At 67.3% G+C, this 19,059-nt stretch carries 15 protein-coding genes and 1 tRNA gene; 7 read left to right on the top strand and 9 right to left on the bottom strand.

The window, feature by feature from the left end; all coding sequences use genetic code 11:
* The first annotated feature begins 141 nt into the window (after positions 1-141).
* Genes K6T25_RS08670 through K6T25_RS08650 form a run of 5 tightly spaced genes read left to right on the top strand, consistent with a single transcriptional unit; the run spans position 142 to position 6,615 of the window.
* On the top strand, positions 142-867 hold the full coding sequence (locus K6T25_RS08670; RefSeq protein WP_222913250.1) for a DUF1028 domain-containing protein: 726 nt from the start codon (positions 142-144) through the stop codon (positions 865-867).
* Between the two features lie 14 nt (positions 868-881).
* Positions 882-2,558: an ABC transporter substrate-binding protein gene (locus K6T25_RS08665; protein ID WP_222913248.1), complete on the top strand. Its 1,677-nt coding sequence runs from the start codon at positions 882-884 to the stop codon at positions 2,556-2,558.
* 13 nt (positions 2,559-2,571) lie between these two features.
* Positions 2,572-3,531, top strand: a complete 960-nt coding sequence (locus K6T25_RS08660) for an ABC transporter permease (RefSeq protein WP_222913246.1) — start codon at positions 2,572-2,574, stop codon at positions 3,529-3,531.
* Positions 3,531-4,439 (top strand): ABC transporter permease, encoded by a 909-nt coding sequence (locus K6T25_RS08655; RefSeq protein ID WP_222913245.1) that lies wholly within the window; start codon positions 3,531-3,533, stop codon positions 4,437-4,439. Before K6T25_RS08660 ends, K6T25_RS08655 begins: the two co-directional genes overlap by 1 nt.
* On the top strand, positions 4,432-6,615 hold the full coding sequence (locus tag K6T25_RS08650; RefSeq protein WP_222913242.1) for a dipeptide ABC transporter ATP-binding protein: 2,184 nt from the start codon (positions 4,432-4,434) through the stop codon (positions 6,613-6,615). The genes K6T25_RS08655 and K6T25_RS08650 overlap by 8 nt, the downstream gene beginning before the upstream one ends.
* Before the next feature lie 51 nt (positions 6,616-6,666).
* Here the strand turns inward: K6T25_RS08650 and arcS are convergent, their stop codons facing one another.
* From arcS to K6T25_RS08620, 6 genes are all read right to left on the bottom strand, one after another.
* On the bottom strand, positions 6,667-8,445 hold the full coding sequence (gene arcS / locus K6T25_RS08645; protein WP_222913241.1) for an archaeosine synthase subunit alpha: 1,779 nt from the start codon (positions 8,443-8,445) through the stop codon (positions 6,667-6,669).
* A gap of 24 nt (positions 8,446-8,469) precedes the next feature.
* A complete protein-coding gene (tgtA, locus tag K6T25_RS08640; RefSeq protein WP_222913239.1) occupies positions 8,470-10,029 on the bottom strand; it encodes a tRNA guanosine(15) transglycosylase TgtA in 1,560 nt (519 codons plus the stop codon).
* 320 nt (positions 10,030-10,349) lie between these two features.
* On the bottom strand, positions 10,350-11,183 hold the full coding sequence (locus tag K6T25_RS08635) for a CPBP family intramembrane glutamic endopeptidase (protein ID WP_222913237.1): 834 nt from the start codon (positions 11,181-11,183) through the stop codon (positions 10,350-10,352).
* 116 nt (positions 11,184-11,299) lie between these two features.
* Complete coding sequence (locus tag K6T25_RS08630) at positions 11,300-11,878, bottom strand: NUDIX hydrolase (RefSeq protein WP_222913234.1); 579 nt, start codon at positions 11,876-11,878, stop codon at positions 11,300-11,302.
* A gap of 49 nt (positions 11,879-11,927) precedes the next feature.
* Entirely contained in the window at positions 11,928-13,268 is a 1,341-nt protein-coding gene (locus K6T25_RS08625) for a hypothetical protein (protein WP_222913232.1), read from the bottom strand.
* 60 nt (positions 13,269-13,328) lie between these two features.
* A complete protein-coding gene (locus tag K6T25_RS08620; protein ID WP_222913230.1) occupies positions 13,329-13,826 on the bottom strand; it encodes a P-loop nucleotide/nucleoside kinase family protein in 498 nt (165 codons plus the stop codon).
* 652 nt (positions 13,827-14,478) lie between these two features.
* Between K6T25_RS08620 and K6T25_RS08615 the strand changes: the two genes are divergently transcribed.
* Both K6T25_RS08615 and K6T25_RS08610 read left to right on the top strand, forming a co-directional pair.
* Complete coding sequence (locus K6T25_RS08615) at positions 14,479-15,084, top strand: archaellin/type IV pilin N-terminal domain-containing protein (RefSeq protein WP_222913229.1); 606 nt, start codon at positions 14,479-14,481, stop codon at positions 15,082-15,084.
* Positions 15,085-15,295: 211 nt separating this feature from the next.
* Positions 15,296-16,429 (top strand): twin-arginine translocation signal domain-containing protein, encoded by a 1,134-nt coding sequence (locus tag K6T25_RS08610; protein ID WP_222913226.1) that lies wholly within the window; start codon positions 15,296-15,298, stop codon positions 16,427-16,429.
* A gap of 74 nt (positions 16,430-16,503) precedes the next feature.
* Here K6T25_RS08610 and K6T25_RS08605 read toward each other — a convergent pair whose 3' ends face one another.
* From K6T25_RS08605 to trmY, 3 genes are all read right to left on the bottom strand, one after another.
* On the bottom strand, positions 16,504-17,667 hold the full coding sequence (locus K6T25_RS08605; protein WP_222913224.1) for an AI-2E family transporter: 1,164 nt from the start codon (positions 17,665-17,667) through the stop codon (positions 16,504-16,506).
* Positions 17,668-18,165: 498 nt separating this feature from the next.
* Positions 18,166-18,238 (bottom strand) — tRNA-Pro (locus K6T25_RS08600).
* A 94-nt stretch (positions 18,239-18,332) separates the two neighbouring features.
* A complete protein-coding gene (gene trmY, locus K6T25_RS08595; protein WP_222913221.1) occupies positions 18,333-18,923 on the bottom strand; it encodes a tRNA (pseudouridine(54)-N(1))-methyltransferase TrmY in 591 nt (196 codons plus the stop codon).
* Positions 18,924-19,059 lie beyond the last annotated feature (136 nt).

The following is a 19,059-nucleotide window of genomic DNA, read 5'->3' as shown; positions in this document are numbered from 1 at the left end:
ATTTGGTAACCACTAGAAAGTAACCGTACGATCGAGAGGTGATACGCATACTAATTCGAGGATCTGGAATAGATCCGGAAATATAGTTCCGGACCCCATAGCTTATACTCTTTGGATATCCTTGGCATGTTGTGACGATCCATGAAAGGGAATAGCAAACAGGTGGGTCGAACCGGGGGGTTCGTTCCCGGAACGTTCTCGATCGCCGCACACGACCCCGACGCCGACGAGTTCGGCGTCGCCGTCAGCACCGCGCTCGTGGGCGTCGGGGCGCTGTGTCCGTTCGTGAGCGAGAACGCCGCCGTGGCGACGCAGTCGTTCGTCAAGGTGTCTCACGGCGCCAACGCCGTGGACCTCGCCGACCGCGGCGTGAGCGTGCCGACGGCGTGTGACGCGTTGCTGGAGGACGATGAGCACGCCAGCTACCGGCAACTCCACGGCATCGACGGCGACGGCCGGACGTTCGCCTTTAGCGGCGACGACTGCGTGGACTGGAACGGCCACCTCGAACGAGACGACCACACCGTCGCGGGTAACATGCTCGCGAACGGCGACGTGATCGAGGACATCAGCGAGACGTTCCAAGAGACTGAGGGGGAACTCGCCGAGCGCCTCATGACCGCCCTCGAAGCCGGCCAGGGGGCCGGCGGCGACAAACGTGGGAAGATCAGCGCGGCGCTGCTCGTCCACTCGCCCGACCCCAAACTGTACCACAACCTCCGTATCGACAACTCGGAGGACCCGGTCGGCGACCTTCGCGAGGCGTTCGAGTTGGGCAAGCAGACGGAGACGGATCTGCCCGCGTCGACCGACGAGATGCTCGGGGAGTACCCCGACGAGATACTCGACTTCGGACTGAAGTACTAACGAAACCCAAACACATGACCGACAACACCGACTTCGACCCGACAGACGTCGATCGCCGCCGCTTCCTGAAGGCAACTGGCCTCGCGGGCGCCGGCGGCATGACCGCGATGGCCGGCTGCGCCGGCGGCGGCGATGAGACCGAGGAACCGACCGACGCCACCGACGGCGGTGGCGACGGGGGCGGCGAGGAGACGACCACCGCGGACCCCGGCGAGATCCAGGAGGGCGGCACGCTCGTCTGGGGCCACAGCGAGGTGACGCAGAACCTCGACATCCATCAGACCGCGACCGCCAGCACCGGCCGCTTCCTCAACAGCGTGTACGATGCGCTCGTCGGACTGACGAGGGACCTGGAGCTGTCGACCGATCCGGACGTCGCCAGTCCCGGGCTCGCCACCGACTGGGAGGTCAGCGACGACCTCATGACGTACACGTTCTCGCTCCGGGAGGGCGTGACGTTCCACGACGGGACGGAGCTCACCGCCGAGGACGTGAAGTACAGCTTCGACCGCATCGCCGACCCCGAGACGGGCGCCATCATGCAGTTCGTCTTCGGGTCGACCGACTCGGTCGAGGTCGAGGACGACTACACCGTCGTGATCAACCAGTCCGAGCGGTACCAGCCCCTCCTCCGGCAGCTCGCGTTCTCGGGGACGTCCATCGTCCCGGCGGACTCGGGCGACACGATCGGCGACGAGCCGATCGGCACGGGGCCGTTCCAGTTCGTCATGCGCCAGCAGGGGAACCGGGCCGAGCTGGAGGCGTTCGCCGACTACTGGGGCGAGGGACCGTACCTCGACGCCGTCGAGGAGCGGACCGTCACCGACCCCGACAGCCGGCTTGTGGGGATTCAGGAGGGAAGCTACGACGTCATCAACGACATCCCGCTGGACGACATCAACAGCGTCGTCGGGAACGACGGCGACGACCTCAAGACGCGGACGTGGTCGCCGCTGTCGTGGGCGTTCCTCAACATGAACAACACGGAGCCGCCGTTCGACGACCCGGACTTCCGGAAGGCCGTCGACTTCTGTATCGACAAGCAGGCGCTCGTCGAGGGTGCCCTGTTCGGCAACGGCGAGCCGACCGCGAGCCCGAGTTTCCCGAACAGCGCCTTCCGTAACAACGATCTCTCGCCGCGCGAGCAGGACTTCGACCGGGCGGCCGAGCTGTTCGAGCAGTCGCAGTACGACGTCGGCGAGTTCGACCTCACGTTCAAGGTGACCACGAACTACCCGTGGCACGTCGACGCCGCGACGCTCATGCAGCAGTTCTTCCAGCAGGCGGGACTGAACGTGGAGATCCAGCAGCTCCAGTGGAGCGACTGGCTCACGCAGGTGTTTGCGAACGGGGACTTCACGCTCTCGATGGTGAACTTCTTCACCTTCTGGGAGCCGGCGTACCTGTACACCTCCCTGTGGACCAGCGACGGCTCGTTCAACTTCCGCGGCTACGCCAACGACGAGTACGACCAGGCCGTCGCCGACGCCGCGCAGGCCCCGAGTCGCGAGGAGGCGATCCCGCTGTACCAGGAGGCGCAGTCCATCATCCACGAGGACGTCCCGGACGTGATGCTGTGGTTCCGCGACGGGACGCTCGCCGCGAAGGATCACGTCCACGGGCTGGACACCGTGCTCTCGCCGAACAACAGCGAACTCGGCTTCGGTCGGGTGTGGATGGATCAGGGGTGAGCTGAACCGCCACATGAGCCTGACACGCTATGCGGCCCGTCGGCTCGTCTTCCTCGTCGGGACGCTGTTCGGCGCCTCGGTCATCACGTTCGCCCTCGTGAACGTGCTCCCGGGCGACGTAGCGGTGATGATCCTGGGGACCAGCGGCAGCCAGGAGCAAGTGGAGGTGCTCCGACAGCAACTCGGACTCAACCAGCCCGTGTACATCAGGTACATCGACTGGATCGCCGGAGTTCTCCAAGGCGATCTGGGTCGGTCACTTCGGTTCGGCGACCCGGTGGCGACGCTCATCGCCCAGCGGTTCCCCGCGAGCGCGTTCCTCGCGTTCACGGCGTTGACCATCGCGGTCATCGTCGCCATCCCGATGGGGATCGTCGCCGCCGTCGAGCAGAACACGTGGAAGGACTTCCTGACGAGCGTCGCCGCGTTCACCGGCATCAGCCTTCCGAACTTCTTCTGGGGGATGCTGCTCATCCTCCTGATCGCGCAGTACGCCTCGCTGTTGCCACCCTCCGGGTACGTGAGTCCGACGGAGGACCTCACGGGGGCGTTCGCACACGTTCTCCTGCCGGCGGGCGCGCTCGGATTCAGCCTGATGGCCCACATCACACGGATGACCCGCTCGTCGCTCATCGAGGAACTCCGCTCGGGGTACATCGACCTCGCGCGCATGAAGGGGCTGACGAGCCGCCGGATCGTCCTCCGGCACGCGCTCCGGAACGCGTTCCTCCCGGTGTTGACCGTGATCGGCTTCCAGCTGGGCTTCCTGTTCGGCGGGATCATCATCATCGAGCAGCTGTTCGCGTACCCCGGGCTCGGCCGGCTCGCGTTCAACGCGCTGCTCAACCGCGACGCGCCGCTGATCCAGGGGTCTGTGCTCACCATCGCGGTCGTTTTCATGACCAGCAACCTCGTGGTCGATCTCCTGTACGCGGTCATCGACCCGCGTGTCATCGCCGGAGGTGAGGGCTGATGGCTGCCGAGACCGGAACCGCCCGGTTCGTCGACGAATATCAGCGCGAGCGGCTGTACAGGCTCGCTCGGAGCATCCGGCACAACACGAAGGCCGTCGTCGGCCTCGGTCTCATCCTCGGGCTGGTCGTGCTGGCGATTGTCTCCCCGATGTTGATCTCTCAGGAGGCGGCCAATCAGGTCGACATCCAGAACCGCTTCGCCGCCCCGAGCGCGGAGCATCCGTTCGGGACCGACAACTTCGGTCGCGACATGTTCTCGCGCACCCTCTTGGGCGTACGCATCAGCCTCTACGTGGGGCTGTCGAGCGTCGTGATCGCCTCGGCGTTCGGCGTCCCGCTGGGCGGGTTGGCCGGCTACGCCGGCGGCGCGGTCGACGACGCGGTCATGCGGACGATGGACGTGTTGATGAGTTTCCCGCCGATCCTCGTCGCGATGACGATCACGGCGGTGATCGGGCCGACGCTCAACAACGCGATCCTCGCGCTCGGGCTCGTGTACATCCCGTACTTCGCGCGGGTGACCAGATCGGAGGCGATCTCCGTCTCCCAAGAGGAGTTCGTCGAGGCCGCCCGTGCGCTGGGCGAGCGGGACTCGTACGTCCTCTTCAGGGAGGTGTTGCCGAACGCGGCCGCGCCGATCATCGTCCAGGCGAGCATCAGTATCTCCTTCGCCATTCTGGCCGCCGCGGGGCTGTCGTTCCTCGGTCTGGGCGCCCAGCCCCCGACGCCGTCGTGGGGGCTGATGCTCCAGCAGGCGAAGCAGTACCTCACGCAGGCGCCGTGGATGGCGATCTTCCCGGGCCTCGGCATCGGCCTGACCGTCCTCGGGTTCAACCTCTTCGGGGACGGCATCCGCGACATCCTGGATCCGGACGCGAGCACCGAATTCGGAGTCACCGATGAGTAGTCACTCTACACCGCCGACGGACGCAGAACCGAACACGACCGCGACGACCGCCGACGACCGCCTGCTCACCGTCCGGGACCTGGAGACGGTGTTTCGGACGGAAGAGGGCGTCGTCCGCGCCGTCGACGAGGTCGATCTCCACCTCGACCAGGGCGAGATCGTCGGCCTCGTGGGCGAGTCCGGCGCGGGCAAGAGCGCGACCGCCGAATCGATCCTCCGGCTCATCGACTCCCCGGGAGAGATCGTCGGCGGAACCGCCGACTTCGACGGCCGGGACGTGCTCTCGATGAGCGAGGCCGAACTCCGCGAGTTCCGCGGTACGGACGCCAGCATGGTGTTCCAGGACCCGACGGGCACGCTGAATCCCACGATGACCGTCGGCAAGCAGGTCGCCGAGGCGGTCCGAAGCAACGACCCCTCGATGGCCGGCGATGCGGTCAAGCAGCGGTCGGTCGAGATCATGGAGCGCGTCGGGATCCCGAACGCGACCGCCCGGTACGACGAGTACCCCCACCAGTTCTCCGGCGGGCAGAAACAGCGGATCGTCTTCGGGATCGCGATCGCGAGCGAGCCGGACCTGCTCGTCGCGGACGAGCCGACGACCGCGCTCGACGTGACGATCCAGGCACAGATCCTGGACCTGCTGGTCGAACTCCGCGACGAGTTCGGCATGAGCGTGCTGTTCATCACCCACGACCTCGGCGTCGTCCGCGAGGTGTGTGATCGCGTGCTCGTGATGTACGGCGGGAGCGTCGTCGAGTCGGGGCGGGTCGAATCGATGTTCGCCGAACCGCACCATCCGTACACGAAGGGGCTGCTGGCGAGCAACCCCGGCCTCGACGCCGATGCGGTCGGCGGAGACACCGCGGAGCCGGACCGGCTCCGGGTCATCGAGGGATCGATGCCGGACCTCACGGGCGGCGGCTTCCGCGGCTGTAAGTACGCCGACCGGTGTCCCGGCGCGACCGAGGACTGCCGGACCGCCCACCCGGACCTCGAGACGATCGCCGTCGACGGGGAGACGCGGGAGGTCGCGTGCTACCGCCACGAGAAGATCGACGACATGGAGTACACCTACGACCACGAACCGCGGACGCTCTCCTGGCGCGCCACGGCGACCGACGGCGCGACCCCGGGCGTCCCCGACGCGGACGGCGTCGAGGGACGCGATGACGGACCTGTCCTCTCGGCGACCGGGCTGAAGAAGCACTTCGAGACGGGGAACGTTATCGACGACCTCCTCGGGCGCGGCGAGACCGTGCGAGCCGTCGACGGGATCGACCTCGAAATCGGCGCCGGGGAGACGCTCGGCCTCGTCGGCGAGTCCGGCTGCGGCAAGTCCACGGCCGCACGGGCCATCCTCCGGCTGCTCGAGCCGACCGAGGGGACCGTCGTCTACCAGGGGCGCGACATCACGGCCGCCTCGAAGGCCGAGCTCCGCGACGTTCGCCGCGACCTGCAAGTGGTGTTCCAGAACCCGCAGTCGAGCCTCAACCCCCGACGAACGGTCGGGCAGATCCTCCGACGCCCGATGAAGCTCCACGGCCTCGCGGACGGCGACGAGCGGCGCGAGCGCGCGCGCGAGCTGGTCACCGAGGTCGGCCTCGACGAACGTCACCTGGAGCGAAAGCCGGGCGACCTCTCGGGCGGGCAACAACAGCGCGTCGCGATCGCGCGGGCGCTGGCTGTCAACCCCGAGCTGATCGTCCTCGACGAGCCGGTGTCGGGGCTCGACGTCTCGATCCAGGCGCAGATCCTCAACCTCCTGTCGGACCTGCAGGAGGATCTGGGACTGTCGTACCTGTTCATCAGCCACAACCTCTCGGTTATCGAGCACATCTGCGACCGCGTCGCCGTGATGTACCTCGGTGAACTAGTCGAGACGGGGACGACCGAGGAGGTGTTCGCGCCGCCGTACAACCCGTACACGGAGGCGCTCCTGTCGGCGATCCCGGGTCGCGTCGACGCCGACGACCGGATCGTTCTCGAGGGCGACGTGCCCGACCCGTCGAACGTCCCGTCGGGCTGTCGGTTCCATCCACGGTGCCCGCACAAGATCGGCGACGTGTGCGAACAGGAGGAGCCGGCGGTCCACGAGGCGAGCGACGGCCACGGGATCAAATGCCACCTGCTGCGCGAGGAGTACCGCGACCGCGTCGACTGGGAAGAGATCTGAGCCGGCGGGCGCGGTCTCAAAGCGCCCGCGTACAGCTCCTCGCCGCCGACCTTACAACTCCTCGCTGTGGCGCACGTCGACCGCGATCCCCCGGGTCGACGAGCACATCTCCGCGCCGTGCATCTCCGCGCGGCCGACCGCGAACGCCCGCGGCCCCTCGACGACGACCTCGTCGCCGACGCGGATGTCGTCGTCCGCGTCGACGACGCCGGGGGCGAGCACGCTCCCTTGTGGGACGAACGAGTCGATCTCGACGGTCTTCGTCGGCGCGTCGCTGTCGACCCACCGGCGGGCGCCCGCGAGGGTGAACGCCAGCGCGCCGTAGGTGGGCACCATCGTCGCGAGCAGTTCCTCCTCGTCGTCGCGGACCTGGAGCTTGGGGTACCGCGAGCGCGTGTTCAGCTCGTCGAACAGGTCGTCGCCGGCGCCGTCGCCGAGCATGTAGTCCGCGATAGCGCGAACGGTGTTGTGCTGGCGCTCCCGCTTCGTGTACTTCAACTCCCCGTCGAGGGTGGACATGAGGTTCCCGATGGACTCGGTCGTCGTCGGGTGGCCCTCGACCGTGTACTCGAAGGGCACGTCGACCTGCTCCTCGACGCGCTCGCAGATCGCTCGGTAGCCGTCCTCGGGGACGTGGGCGATCACTCTGGGATACTCGTTGCGCTCCAGATATCGCCGGAGCACCTCGGCGACGAACTGCTTCTCGTCCTCCGACCACCGCCCGGTCACCACGGTGTCGTAGTGCTGGGCGGGGTAGGTGAGTTCCAGTTCCTGCGGGACGACGCCGATGGGCGAGGTCATCGACGCGAGGTGCGCGCGGAACTGGACGGCGTCGTGGAACTGCCCGTGGCTCTGGCTCTCGGAGTACGGCTTGCGCGCCGAACACGGAACCAGCACGAGCGGGTTGCGGAAGCGGTTGACGTAGCGCTCGCTCACGCGCTGCGCGAACCGCTGGATCTCCGGCCGGCGGATCGTGTCGCTCGTCGCCGCCGCAAGTTCGTTGTTGCGAGCGACGGGTGCGCGCTCCTCCACGTAGGCGTACTGCTGGTCCAACTCGCGGAACGCCGCGGTGAGCCACTGCTCGTGGCGGGCCTGTCCCTCGACGTAGTCGCGGAGGCGGCCCTCGCGAATACGCCGGCGGACGCGTCGGAGTTCGGCCGCGAGGGCGTTGACGTTGTGCTTCTCGCAGGCGGCGCGGTCGAACTCCTCGCGCGGTACCTGACACGCGGGACACGAGCAGGGGAGTTCGTCAAGGTCCTCCAGGAACCGCTCGCCCTCGTCGGTGAGGTACATGCCCTGCGACCCCTTCACTCGTGCGCGCTTCGCGTCGACGAGGTCGACGCCGGCGTACACGAGCGTCGCGACGTTCAGCGGCGTGGCGACCCCCGACAGGTACAGCGCGGTGTCGGCGGGGACCGCCTCGCGTACGTCGATCACTGCGTCGGCGAACGCCGAGGCGTGGCCGACGACGCCCTGCGCGTTCGAGAGCACGTACGCGTCCACGGACGCGTCGGCGGCGCCGCCCGCCTCGGGCGCGTCGCTGGTGATGACAGCGGCGGTCGCCGCGTCGACGGCGGCGGCCGACTCGGCGTAGTCGGGGGCGAACGCGTCGACGACCTCCTCACGGGTGCCCGCAGGGTACGCGCGGTGTGGAAGGATCGTGAGCACCGCGTCGTCGCCCGTCGGAACGTCGCGCTCGGCGTTCCACAGCGACCCGGCGTCGCGGGTCACGTCGTCCGCGAGCGCCGGGGTCGTGAGCGGGGAGTCGAGGCGGAGTTCCCCGAGCCGAGCGGGCCCGTCCCGCTCGTGGATCTCGAAGTAATCGGTCATGCCCCGAGGTGTGCGGCGCGAGCGTTATTGGCTTTCGCTTCGGGATTCGGCAGGAACAGTCGCGTCCGAGTCGTCACCGGCGGCGTTGCCGTCGTTGCGGTCACGATACCCGTCCGCGTTCAGGTCCTCCAGTGTCACCGACTCGGGGACGACCTCGAGCGCGTCCGTGCTCCAGCCTTCGTGCGCGAGCGTGACATCGGTGTCGGGGTTCGCCCGGACGAGCGCTCGGACCCCCTCGGCGGCGGCGCGCTCGGCGGCCGGATCGGTGCGATCGGGTACCTCGGCGGTCAGCGGGTACGTCTCCGAGAGCGCGCGGGGGAACGGGCCGAACGGCGGGACGACGCGCCAGACCTCGTCGTAGTCGTGGTCGGATGGCGCGCCGTACTCCGAACACAGCAGGGGGTCGGGAACTGACAGGCGCGCGAGGCGGTCGTGGTGGCGGCCCACCTCGGGCCGCCGCGCGGACTCGTCGGAGAGTCCGAAGAACGTCCCCTTGGAGGCGCTGTCGATCCGCTCCAGTTGATCGGCGTGTTCGAGGAGGGCGCGGTAGCCGTCGACCATCGCGGGGTGGCCGCGGGCGCGCTTCTCGACGAGTTCCAGCAGGTCGCCGTCGCGGATCGCCTGCTTCACGCGGCGGAGTTCCTCGAAGGTGACGTGGAGATTGTGCTCGGCGAGCAGCGACTCCTGCTCTTCACCCTGGGCTGCCCGAAGCTCCTCGGGCGTGTGCTCGTGGCAGATAGGACACGAACACGGGAGGTAGTCGAGGTCCTCCAACTGCTCCGTTCCCGAGACCGTGAGGTACCGCCCGTCGCGTGCCATCAGCGCATAGGCGGCCGAGTCGAACAGATCACAGCCGAGGGCGACCGCCAGCGCGAACATCATCGGGTGGCCCGCGCCGAACAGGTGGACCGGGCAGTCCTCCGCGAGTCCGCGTTTCGCGGCGGCGACGGCGTCGACCATGTCGTCGTAGCGGTAGCCGTTCATCATCGGTACGACCGCGCCGACCGGGAACACGTCGAGGTCCGTCGCGGCGGCCTCGCGGCCGGCGCGCTCGCGGAGATCCGGGTAGGTACTCCCCTGCACGGGCGCGTTCACGAGCATGTCGCCCACGTCGACCGCCTCGGCGTCGGCGAGGGCCTGCCGAGTGATCTCCAGGTCGGACTCGGCCTGCTCGCGGCTCACGTCCGGCGGCGTGGGGATGTCGACCGGGGTTCCCACGTCGCTGCCGATGTCGCGCTGGAACTCCAGGATCTCGGTCGTCGTGGTGTCGATCTCGCCGTACTCCGCGAGCTGGAAGCTCCCGGAGTCGGTCATGATCGCGCCGTCGAAGCCGAGCATGTCGTGGAGCCCCTCCTCCAGCGCCCGCTCGCGCACGTCGTCGGTCGTGCGGATGATGTAGGAGTTGGTGATCAGCATGTCGGCGCCGAACTCCGCGCGGAGGCGACTCGGATCGATCGTCTCGATGTTGGGGTTGATAACCGGGAGAAGGGCGGGAGTCTCGACGGTGACGCCCGCACGGGGGACGGTCAACTCCCCGATGCGGCCGGCCGCGTCGTGATCCCGGATCTCGAAGTGGTCGCGCATGGCCGGGGTTCCCGTGGCGCGCGAGTAAGGGTTCCGCTCGGCGGTCGCGACGCTACGGCGCTGGCGGCGCTACGGTGCTCACCGCGTGCGAGTTGTGGCGAACGGACGACACGCGATCGATCCGGTCGGACGCGGTCGACGGCAACCGCTGGAGACCGGCGACCACGGGGCGGGCGTGTCGTCGCGTCGCGGCACGCCCCGCGGCAGGTCAGTGCACGGGTGACCCGGAGTGGGCCCGGAATCACGGAAGAACGTTCGGACGTCGGCGGTGAACCGGGGAGCAGGGAAGTCGTGCCCGGGTGCTGAAACGAGCGCCAGGGTCAGACCGCCGGAAGCAACGCCAGCACGTCCCCGATGACGAGTGCCGCCGTCTCGCTGGGGGTGTCCGTCTCGGGGCCGTACACGACGACGACGTACAGCCCCGCGAACAGCACGGCGTCGTAGGCGCCGTGGATGAACGACGGGACGACGAGGTTGTCGGTGTACTCGTAGGTCGCGCCGAACACGAGCGTCAGCGTCGAAAGGATGCCGATCGTGACGATCCGGCCGGGAGCGTTGCCCGTGAGCGCGACGTAGTGGACCGCGCCGAAGATGACGCTCGCGAGCGGAATAGCGACCCACGGGGAGAACGCCTCCCGGAGTCGGCTCTGGACGACGCCGCGGAACAGGATCTCCTCGCCGGGGCCGATGAAGATGAACGCCGCGGGGATGAGCAGCAGCAGCACCTCGGGGTTCTCGGCGCCGAACTGTGCGATCTCGTTGTCGGCGGTCGGCGCGCCGGCCTGCTGGACGAGCGTGCTCGCCGCGATCAGGATCGCCAGCGACCCGACGAAGCCGCCGACGGCGACGGCAACGTCGCGAAGCGTGGGAACTCGAAACAGCGACAGCGGCGAGCGTCCCGCCCGTATCAGGTAGATCGAGGCGACGCCGCCGAAGGAGATCCCCTGCACGAGCACGAGCGACAGGCCGATGAGCACCAGCGGCGACGGCCGATAGCCGACGAGGCCGAGCACGACGAACACGACGAGGACGATGACCCCCGCGGCGACGATGCCGGAGAAGCCGATCGCGGGCGCGACGACGAGGGCCTGTATCCGCGGGTCCAGCGACCGGAACCACGCGGTCAGCGTCTGGAGCGGGCCGAGCGAGACCATACCGGGCATCCGGGTGCCACCGTGAAAGACCTGACCCAGCGACTGCGTCCACGTCGTCCCGTCGGGGGCGGCTCGGGTACCCGGCGTCGGTCACCCGTATCGGTCGCCCGCGTCGGTCAGTCCGCGTCCCGCTCGCCGTGGGCATGTTCGTACATCGACACGCCGAGGACGGCACGGCCGTCGCGGACGTTGCCGGCGAACACGGCGTCGCGGAAGCGAGCGTAGTCGGCGGTCACGGGGCGAATGCTCTCGTTGAAGTCGAGGTCGAGATCCGCCGTCTCCGAGGGCGTGCACCCGCGCGCGAGGAAGTAGTGGTGCACGGAGTTTGCGAAGCCGTTCGCGGGTTCGACCGCGTGGAACCGCTCGACCGACTCGGCCTCGTAGCCGGTCTCCTCGCGGAGTTCGCGCCGTGCGGCCGCGGCGAGGTCGGCGTCGTCGTCCTCGACGCCGCCGGCGGGGAGCCCTCGATTCACCCGCCCGACGGCCTGGCGCCACTCCTCGACGAGTACCACGTCGCCGTCGGGGGTGAACGGGAGGATCACCACCGCCGGCGGCTCGTCGACGTAGTGGAAGTCCGTCTCGGTGCCGTCGGGGAGCCGGACGTCGTCGCGCCGGACGTCGAAGCCGGGACACGAGTAGTCGATGTCGCTGTCGAGCGTCTCCCACGCGAGGTCGTCGTCCGAGTCGCCGCTCATTGCGTTCGTGTTCGTATGCGCCAATAAAAGCGTAGGAGAACTCCCGCCGTCAGCGACCGAGTCGCGTTCGCACCGCGGTGGCGCCGCCCGCGAGCACGAGCGCCAGCGAGACGAGGGTGAGCCCGACCTGTGTCTCGCCGAACCACACCGGCGCCCACGGCGCGGCCGCGCGGACGCCGACGACGAGCGTGGAGAGGACGGGGATCCCGGCTTCGCTCGACCCGCCATCGAGGTCCACGCCGTCGCTCGTCGCCAGCGGGAGGTCCCGCTCGCTTCCTTGGGACTCCCGCGGGACGCGGTCGGCCTCGTACGGGATGCGCTCGGTCGGGTACGTCCAGACGGCGGTGCCGTTCTCGTCGATCTCGACGATCCGCTTGTTCAGCGTGTCCGTGATCAGCGTGTGACCGTTCTCCAGTCGGTCGGCGTCGCGCGGCCAGTGGAGCGAGCTGCCGTCGACGCTCCTGACGACCCACGCGATCTCCCAGTCGCCGTCGTTGCTGCGGTGCAGTTCGACGACGCGATCGTTGTCGGAGTCGGCGACGAGGACCGCGCCGTCGCCGAGCCACTGCGGGTTGTGCTGGTGGTCGAGGATCGACGGGTCGCCACAGCGCACGTCGCCGTCGCCGTCGGTGTCGCGCAGCTGTCCGTTCCCGGTACAGGAGTCGTCCGAGGAGCCCGGTTCGTCCTCGTTGATGATTTCGACAACTTCGCTGCCGCCGTCGTCGGTGCGTTCGACGATCACAAGCTGGTTCGCGTTGCGCACGGAGACCAGGAATCGGTCCTCGCCGATGCGGTCGATGTCGTTGATGTGGAGCCAGTCGGTGCGGGTGGGATCCTCGGGCTCGTCGTAGATAGTGGAGGCGTTCCACGTCCACGTCACCTCGCCGTCCTCCACGATCATGATCCGCTCGTTGTCCATGTCGGTCATGGCGAACCCGCCGCCCGGGAGCGGCTCGGCGTCGTGGATCTCGCTGTTCGACTGCGAGCGCACGGGGAAGCTGTACTCCTCGACGACCGTCGCCCCGCCGTCGGCGTCGGGATCGATCAGTCGAATGCCCGTGTGAGCGCACGGCGACTCGTAGGGGCCGCACTCCTCGTAGCCGCTGTCCATGAACCCCGCGAGCACGCGGCCGTCCGGGAGCCGCTGCACGTCGAAGTAGCTGTCCGCGGAGTCCTCGCGCCACTCGACGCCGGTGCCGTCGAGCAGGTAGGCGCTGCCGTGTTCGTGCCACCCCGGTCCGCCGCCCTGCGATCCGACGAGCGTCGCGCGCGACGTGCCGTCGTCGACGGCGGCCGTCGAGCGGTCCGGGGCGACCAGTGCGCTCCCGGCGACGGTCAATCCGAACAGGAGGACGCCCACGAGGACCAACTCGACCGCACGTGTTCTCATCGGTGAACGCGAGCCATGCGCCGAGCAAAAGCCTTCGGTCTCGCGGAGTCTCCCGGACCGTCAGAACAGGGTTCGAACCCGCGCGAGCGTCGCGTCGAGGTCGCCGGAGTTGTCGACGACAACCGAGTCATCGACCGGCTCGAACTCCTCGCGGAGCAGGTCGTACACGTCGACGTCCGCGTCCGATGGGTCGTCCGCTCGCGACCGGATGCGGGCCTTCGCGGTCTGCTCGTCGCACCTGACGCGAACCAGTTGAAGCTCGGCGCCGCGACGCTCGGCGAGGTCGCGCGCCTCCTGTCGGCGGGCCGCCCGTCGGAACGTTCCGTCGAGGACGACCGAATCGCCGCCGGCGAGGCGGTCGCCAGCGCGGTCGAACACCGCCTCGTACGTCCGTCGCGACTCCTCGTCGGTGTAGGACGGGTCGGGGAACAGCTCCTTTCGAACCACGTCGGTGCGAACGATCGCGGCGTCGAGGCGGTCGGCGACCGCCGCCGCGACCGTCGATTTCCCGGCACCCGGGAGCCCGCAGACGACGACGAGACGCGTGGTGTCCGACATCGGATCCGTTCGCCCGGTCGGCGCTCGGGACCGAGTATCCGTCGGTTCGCGCTCGTCGAGGAATCAGCATTGATAGCCGAGGGGATAGACATTATACGGTGATTCCGGAACGAACGAACACTCCAATATCGGGAGTGGACAACCATTGACATCCTCCTCCGCGTGAACGCGGAGGAATCCCGAGCGGTGGGAGTTTCAGGTTTGCAACCATGACTCCGCCACTTCACGGGAACCCGTTTTACCCCAGTCGTCGTGGTCGGTGGCTGACTAGCCGTGCCAAACGGCTGGTACTCCTATCCTCAGCCCCGTTGACTCTCACCTGTTGTTTTTGCCAGCAGAGAGTCGCTGGTACGTCGCCGGATTCGGAGGTATCGTCGGGCTTGCTCGACCAACAGGCACGGACGAACGCTTCTAGCATTCGCGTTCACCGTGTTGGCGTTTCAGATATTGTCTCATTGGGTGGCGGGTAGACCGCCTCCGACGGTCGTTCGGAATCCGCTCCGTTCCGACCTGACCTTGCCACCGTATAGCGGTTCTTGACACTTGAATATGCGGATTGGAAACTCACGCAGTGCTATCGGCAATGGAACAGGCCGGTATTGTCGGATTCATCCTGCGCCTGAAGGTGCAGGTATTCTCCTTGCTATCTATAATGTTCGAATTCATTACGGACGAAGAAGAGCGCGGGCAGGTGGGTATCGGGACGCTCATCGTGTTCATCGCGATGGTACTGGTGGCGGCGATCGCCGCCGGCGTCCTCATCAACACCGCCGGCTTCCTCCAGAGCAAGTCGCAGGAAACCGGACAACAGAGCAGTAAGCAAGTCAGCGACCGCGTGCAGGAGGTCGCCACCGTCGGCAACGTGAACAGCGCCGGCGACGCCGTCAACTTCGTCAACGTGACCGTGACACAGGGGGCCGGCGCCGGAGAGATCGACCTGGAGAACACGACGGTTACGTGGATCGGTCCAAGCGGGACTTACCAACTGATTGCCCACAGCGACTTCGACAACACCTCAGACGCTACGGGTGCCACGTTCACCTACGACGTGATCAAGGACAGCGACGGCAGCGCGCCCGTCCTCAACGACAACGACGACCGGCTGCAGTACATCTTCGACGTCGACCAGTTCGCCGAGGGAGACCTCTCCGAGGGCGACGAGGTGACGATCAAGATCAACACGAGGGCCGGCGCGACCACAGAGATCCGGTTCACCGTGCCCGAGTCGCTCGGGAACAAGGAAGCCGTCGAACTGTAAGTCGGGTTCTCTCTCCCTTCTCTCGGTTCGCTTCAGTAGGTAGCGGCACCCAGTATCGATCGATACCTGGCGCATACGACGGTCCGATCGACTGGATCGCCGGTTCGATCGGCCGGTCGCCCGGGGCAACGGCGTGTTCGCCCCTGCAGTCGACGTGAACCCTCGCAAGCACCGGATAACGAAGTACTGCGCCCCCGTCCCCGGACGGGAGATGGGCGACAACGGCGACGGCGGCGGGACGGGAAGGTGGCACAGACGGGACGTCCTGCGAGCGACAGGGGTGCTTGCCGGCGCGGCTGTACTCGGGGGGCCGGCGGCCGCGCAGTCGACGCCGGAGGCGTCGTACGTCGTCGAGCAAGGCTCGACGTGCGTTCCGGTCCGTCCCCTGCGGGGGACGCTCACGGCCGAGCAGTTCTACGAGTACCAGCTGCCGTCGCGGTACGTTTCCGAGGAGAACGGCGCGGTCGTCGGCGACACCGACCGGTACATCTCCGCCGGAACGCGCGACCTCCAGCGCGCCGACACCAGCATCATCTTCCTGTACGACGGCCCAAAGGGCGTGAGTCTGGTCGTCGTTCACGGCGGCCCGAACAGTCCCGACGGCGGGTCGGCGACGTTCACCTTCGTCGGGCTCCCGATCACCGGCGACTGGGTCGTCAGGGACGACCTGTACGGCGGGGGGTCGAACTACGACCGGTGGAACGTCGGCGGCGAGCCGCAGCGTATCGACTGGACATGGGCCGCCGGACGAACGGACGGGGGCGTCTTTCGCCCCCTCGGCACCGAGGCCGACGTGACGATCGACCCCGCGTTCAACGAGACCGCCGACCTGTTCGACAGCTACTACGAGGGCAGCGTGACCGACTGGGAACTCCTCTCGGCGACCGAAAGAGGGGTCGAACGTGTGACGCTTGCGCTCGATCAACCGATCCGCATCAAAACCGGGTCGTGTGGCTCCGACGGGACGAACGACGGTGGGGACGGCAACGGCGACGACAGCAACGAATCGGACGCGACGAACGACAGCGAGGACGGCGACGACGGGGGGACGAGCGAGGAGTCGGATCCCACCGACGACGCCGGACCGCCCGAGGATTCGAATGCGCCCGAGGACGCCGGACCGCCCGAGGATGCAGGACCGCCGGATGACGCCGGGCCGCCCGATAGCGACGCCGAAGACGCTCAGGATTCGGACGACGATGAGGAAGATAACGACGACGATGATGACGATAACCGCGAACGTGAGGAGGATGATGATGACGACGACGATGAGGAAGATGACGACGACGACGAAGAGGAAGACGACGACGATGAGGAAGATGACGACGACGACGATGACGACTGAATCGCACGATTACGTGGCCGGATCGAGGTCGACAGGACGACGGCCTCGTGTATCTCTCGGCGGAGCCCGCGGGGTCACTCCTTGACAGCGGCGTCGCCGTCCGCGGTCGCCGCCTCGTCCGGTGGTTCCTTGTCGGGCCGTGGCATCGAGCCGAGCCCGTGAGCGGTCGTTACCTCTGCCGTGACCCGGTCGCCGTGAGCGAGTTCCGAGAGGCCCACGCGGACGAGATGGATGGCCGCTATCAGTAACAGCGGGCCGAGGAAGATGCCGTACCAGTTGAACAGGAGCCCACCGAAGATGTACGAGAACATCATCGCTCCCCTGTGGGTAGTCTGACCGGCGAGGACCGGCCTGATAACCATGATGGGGAACAGATCGAGGACGAGCAGCGCCACGATGGCCACGAGAGCGGGAAACCACAGCGTTTGCGGGTCCGACTCGATCGCTCTCAGCACCAGATATACCGCCGTCGGGACATATACGACCTTCCCCACGACGATGGGAATGAGCGTCGCCGCGCCCGTGAGAAGCGCGAGGACGTTGGGGATAGGAATCTTCAGTCCCGGCGGGGCGACGATGTTGAGCCCGTTGTAGATGCCCACGGCGAGAAGCGCGACGACGATCACGGTCCGGATGTTCCCGAAATACACCACCTGGAAGTCGCGATCGACGAGCGACGCATAGAGCCACAGGGCCGAGTCCGCTCCCACCTCGTCACGGAACCAGTCCGCGATGCGGCCGCCGTCCCGGAGGAGATAGAACGCGAGGGCGATGGCCAGAGAGAGGTGCAGGAAGAACGTCGCGATCGGCCCCAACACGTCCCCGCCAGTCCTGAGAACATCGGCGATCGATGCCACGTCGAACGACGAAACGTACGCCTGCGGGTCGGCGATCCCTCGAGCCAGCTCCGCGGGAGGAATCGGCAGGAACCAGGCGACGATTTCGGCGCCCGCTCCGGCGTACTGCTCGAGTTCCCTGACTGCGAGGAACAGGAGATACCCGGTTACCGCGAGAAACGGGATCTCGAACGCGAACAGCGCGCCCGCCGCCGCGATCTCGGGACTCTCGACGAGGAGCCGTAACCGACGGTAGACGGGCCGAGCCGCGTAGTAGATGAATATTCCGAGGACGAACGTCCCGATGTACGAGTACACCAACAGACCGAGCGTTCCGGCGAGAACGGCAGCAAGGACCAACCAGACTACTCGCGACCGGTCGAACTCCGTCTCGTCCATCATGTCGACCGACTCCTGGTATGCTGGGTGACATCCGTCGGCAAGCCGGCGCGGAGGAACTGAGAGGTACTGGCGGTCCGGCTGTCGCGCGGACGGTCCCCGAAGTCGTTACCCATTCGTCTCCCCGGAGTCGGCGTTCAAAGCGATCTCGCGGCCGTTTCCGTGTTCGGGAGTACCGGTCGGGGTTCCACGGTCCCGACGGAAATACGACGTCCCCTCGGAGATATCGGGACCCGGTAGTACCACGATCGATCGTTGTGATACGTACCCCGATAAGATATGGGGTCGACTCGGCGTCGGCGTCGACGCCCACGCGGACGTGAGTACGGCCACCCGAAGGCCGTCGCGACAGAGTCGGATTGCGGGAGAAGTGGGCCGGCACGAATTTGAATCACGCGAGACTCGCTCCGCTCGTCTCGCTGGCTCTCGTTCGCTTCGCTCACGGGAACGTGGTTACGGCCACCCGAAGGCCGTCGCGACAGAGTCGGATTGCGGGAGAAGTGGGCCGGCACGAATTTGAATCGTGGTTACGGCCACCCGAAGGCCGAAGGATACCAAGCTACCCCACCGGCCCGCGTCCGGACGAACGCCGGGCGTTCTGTTAAGGCTTCCGAACGCGGGGCAGTCACCGGATCGCCTCCCACGCCGGACAGCCGTTCGGAAGCTTCTCAGTACCGCTCGTAGCCCTCGGTGTCTAGGTAGTTGTTGGCGACGCTGATGGCGTGGTCCGCGTGGATCGCCTTCGGACCGAGGCGAATCCGACGGTCGGCGCGGTCGGCAAGGAGATCGGTCTCCTCGGCGGTGAAGTCCGAGTGGTCCGAGAGGACGAACACCGGGTCATCGGGCGGGTCAGTCTCGGCGAGCGGCTCCCCGTCCTCGTGGAGTTGGACGACGGTGCCGTCTATCGTGTCGAGCGTCGTCTCGACACCCATCCGGTACAGTTCGACGCCGGGCGACACCTCCGCGGGCATGTGGCCGATCGCCCCGTCACGCGCGTCGAGCGCGTCGCGAACGCGCGCGGCCGTCGTACGCTCGTCGGGGTGAAGTCCGCGAGCCGTCGCGCCCGAGAACCGGACGGTGTACTCGTCGCCGAGCACGAGGTGGACGCGGCTGTCCTCGCGGATCCCGTGCGAGAGAAACAGCCCGGCGTTCACACACCGACACAGCAGATCCAGTCGTCCCGCCCCGCCGGCGAGGTCGTCGAGACTGAACTCGGGGGTCGTGGGCGCGTCGTGACCGCAGACGACGAACTGGCGCATATGAGATATCGGTTCGCGGGGACAATTGACGTTCCGGATCGACGCGCGCGCATCTCAGTAGACATAGATTACCGGCACCAAAAACAATAAGTATAAATATCATCACAGCCCAAGCTTTGACATCCCAGTTTGGGTA

It is taken from the genome of Halobaculum rubrum, from assembly GCF_019880225.1.
Taxonomy (GTDB): Archaea; Halobacteriota; Halobacteria; order Halobacteriales; family Haloferacaceae; genus Halobaculum; species Halobaculum rubrum.
Note: the sequence above shows the minus strand (reverse complement) of the source record. Positions and strands in the feature narration are given on the sequence as shown.

Coding starts and splice junctions, on each gene's coding strand:
- K6T25_RS08670 (WP_222913250.1), top strand. CDS start 142: ATGAAAGGGAATAGCAAACAGGTGGGTCGAACCGGGGGGTTCGTTCCC.
- K6T25_RS08665 (WP_222913248.1), top strand. CDS start 882: ATGACCGACAACACCGACTTCGACCCGACAGACGTCGATCGCCGCCGC.
- K6T25_RS08660 (WP_222913246.1), top strand. CDS start 2,572: ATGAGCCTGACACGCTATGCGGCCCGTCGGCTCGTCTTCCTCGTCGGG.
- K6T25_RS08655 (WP_222913245.1), top strand. CDS start 3,531: ATGGCTGCCGAGACCGGAACCGCCCGGTTCGTCGACGAATATCAGCGC.
- K6T25_RS08650 (WP_222913242.1), top strand. CDS start 4,432: ATGAGTAGTCACTCTACACCGCCGACGGACGCAGAACCGAACACGACC.
- arcS (WP_222913241.1), bottom strand. CDS start 8,445: ATGACCGATTACTTCGAGATCCACGAGCGGGACGGGCCCGCTCGGCTC.
- tgtA (WP_222913239.1), bottom strand. CDS start 10,029: ATGCGCGACCACTTCGAGATCCGGGATCACGACGCGGCCGGCCGCATC.
- K6T25_RS08635 (WP_222913237.1), bottom strand. CDS start 11,183: ATGGTCTCGCTCGGCCCGCTCCAGACGCTGACCGCGTGGTTCCGGTCG.
- K6T25_RS08630 (WP_222913234.1), bottom strand. CDS start 11,878: ATGAGCGGCGACTCGGACGACGACCTCGCGTGGGAGACGCTCGACAGC.
- K6T25_RS08625 (WP_222913232.1), bottom strand. CDS start 13,268: ATGAGAACACGTGCGGTCGAGTTGGTCCTCGTGGGCGTCCTCCTGTTC.
- K6T25_RS08620 (WP_222913230.1), bottom strand. CDS start 13,826: ATGTCGGACACCACGCGTCTCGTCGTCGTCTGCGGGCTCCCGGGTGCC.
- K6T25_RS08615 (WP_222913229.1), top strand. CDS start 14,479: ATGTTCGAATTCATTACGGACGAAGAAGAGCGCGGGCAGGTGGGTATC.
- K6T25_RS08610 (WP_222913226.1), top strand. CDS start 15,296: ATGGGCGACAACGGCGACGGCGGCGGGACGGGAAGGTGGCACAGACGG.
- K6T25_RS08605 (WP_222913224.1), bottom strand. CDS start 17,667: ATGATGGACGAGACGGAGTTCGACCGGTCGCGAGTAGTCTGGTTGGTC.
- trmY (WP_222913221.1), bottom strand. CDS start 18,923: ATGCGCCAGTTCGTCGTCTGCGGTCACGACGCGCCCACGACCCCCGAG.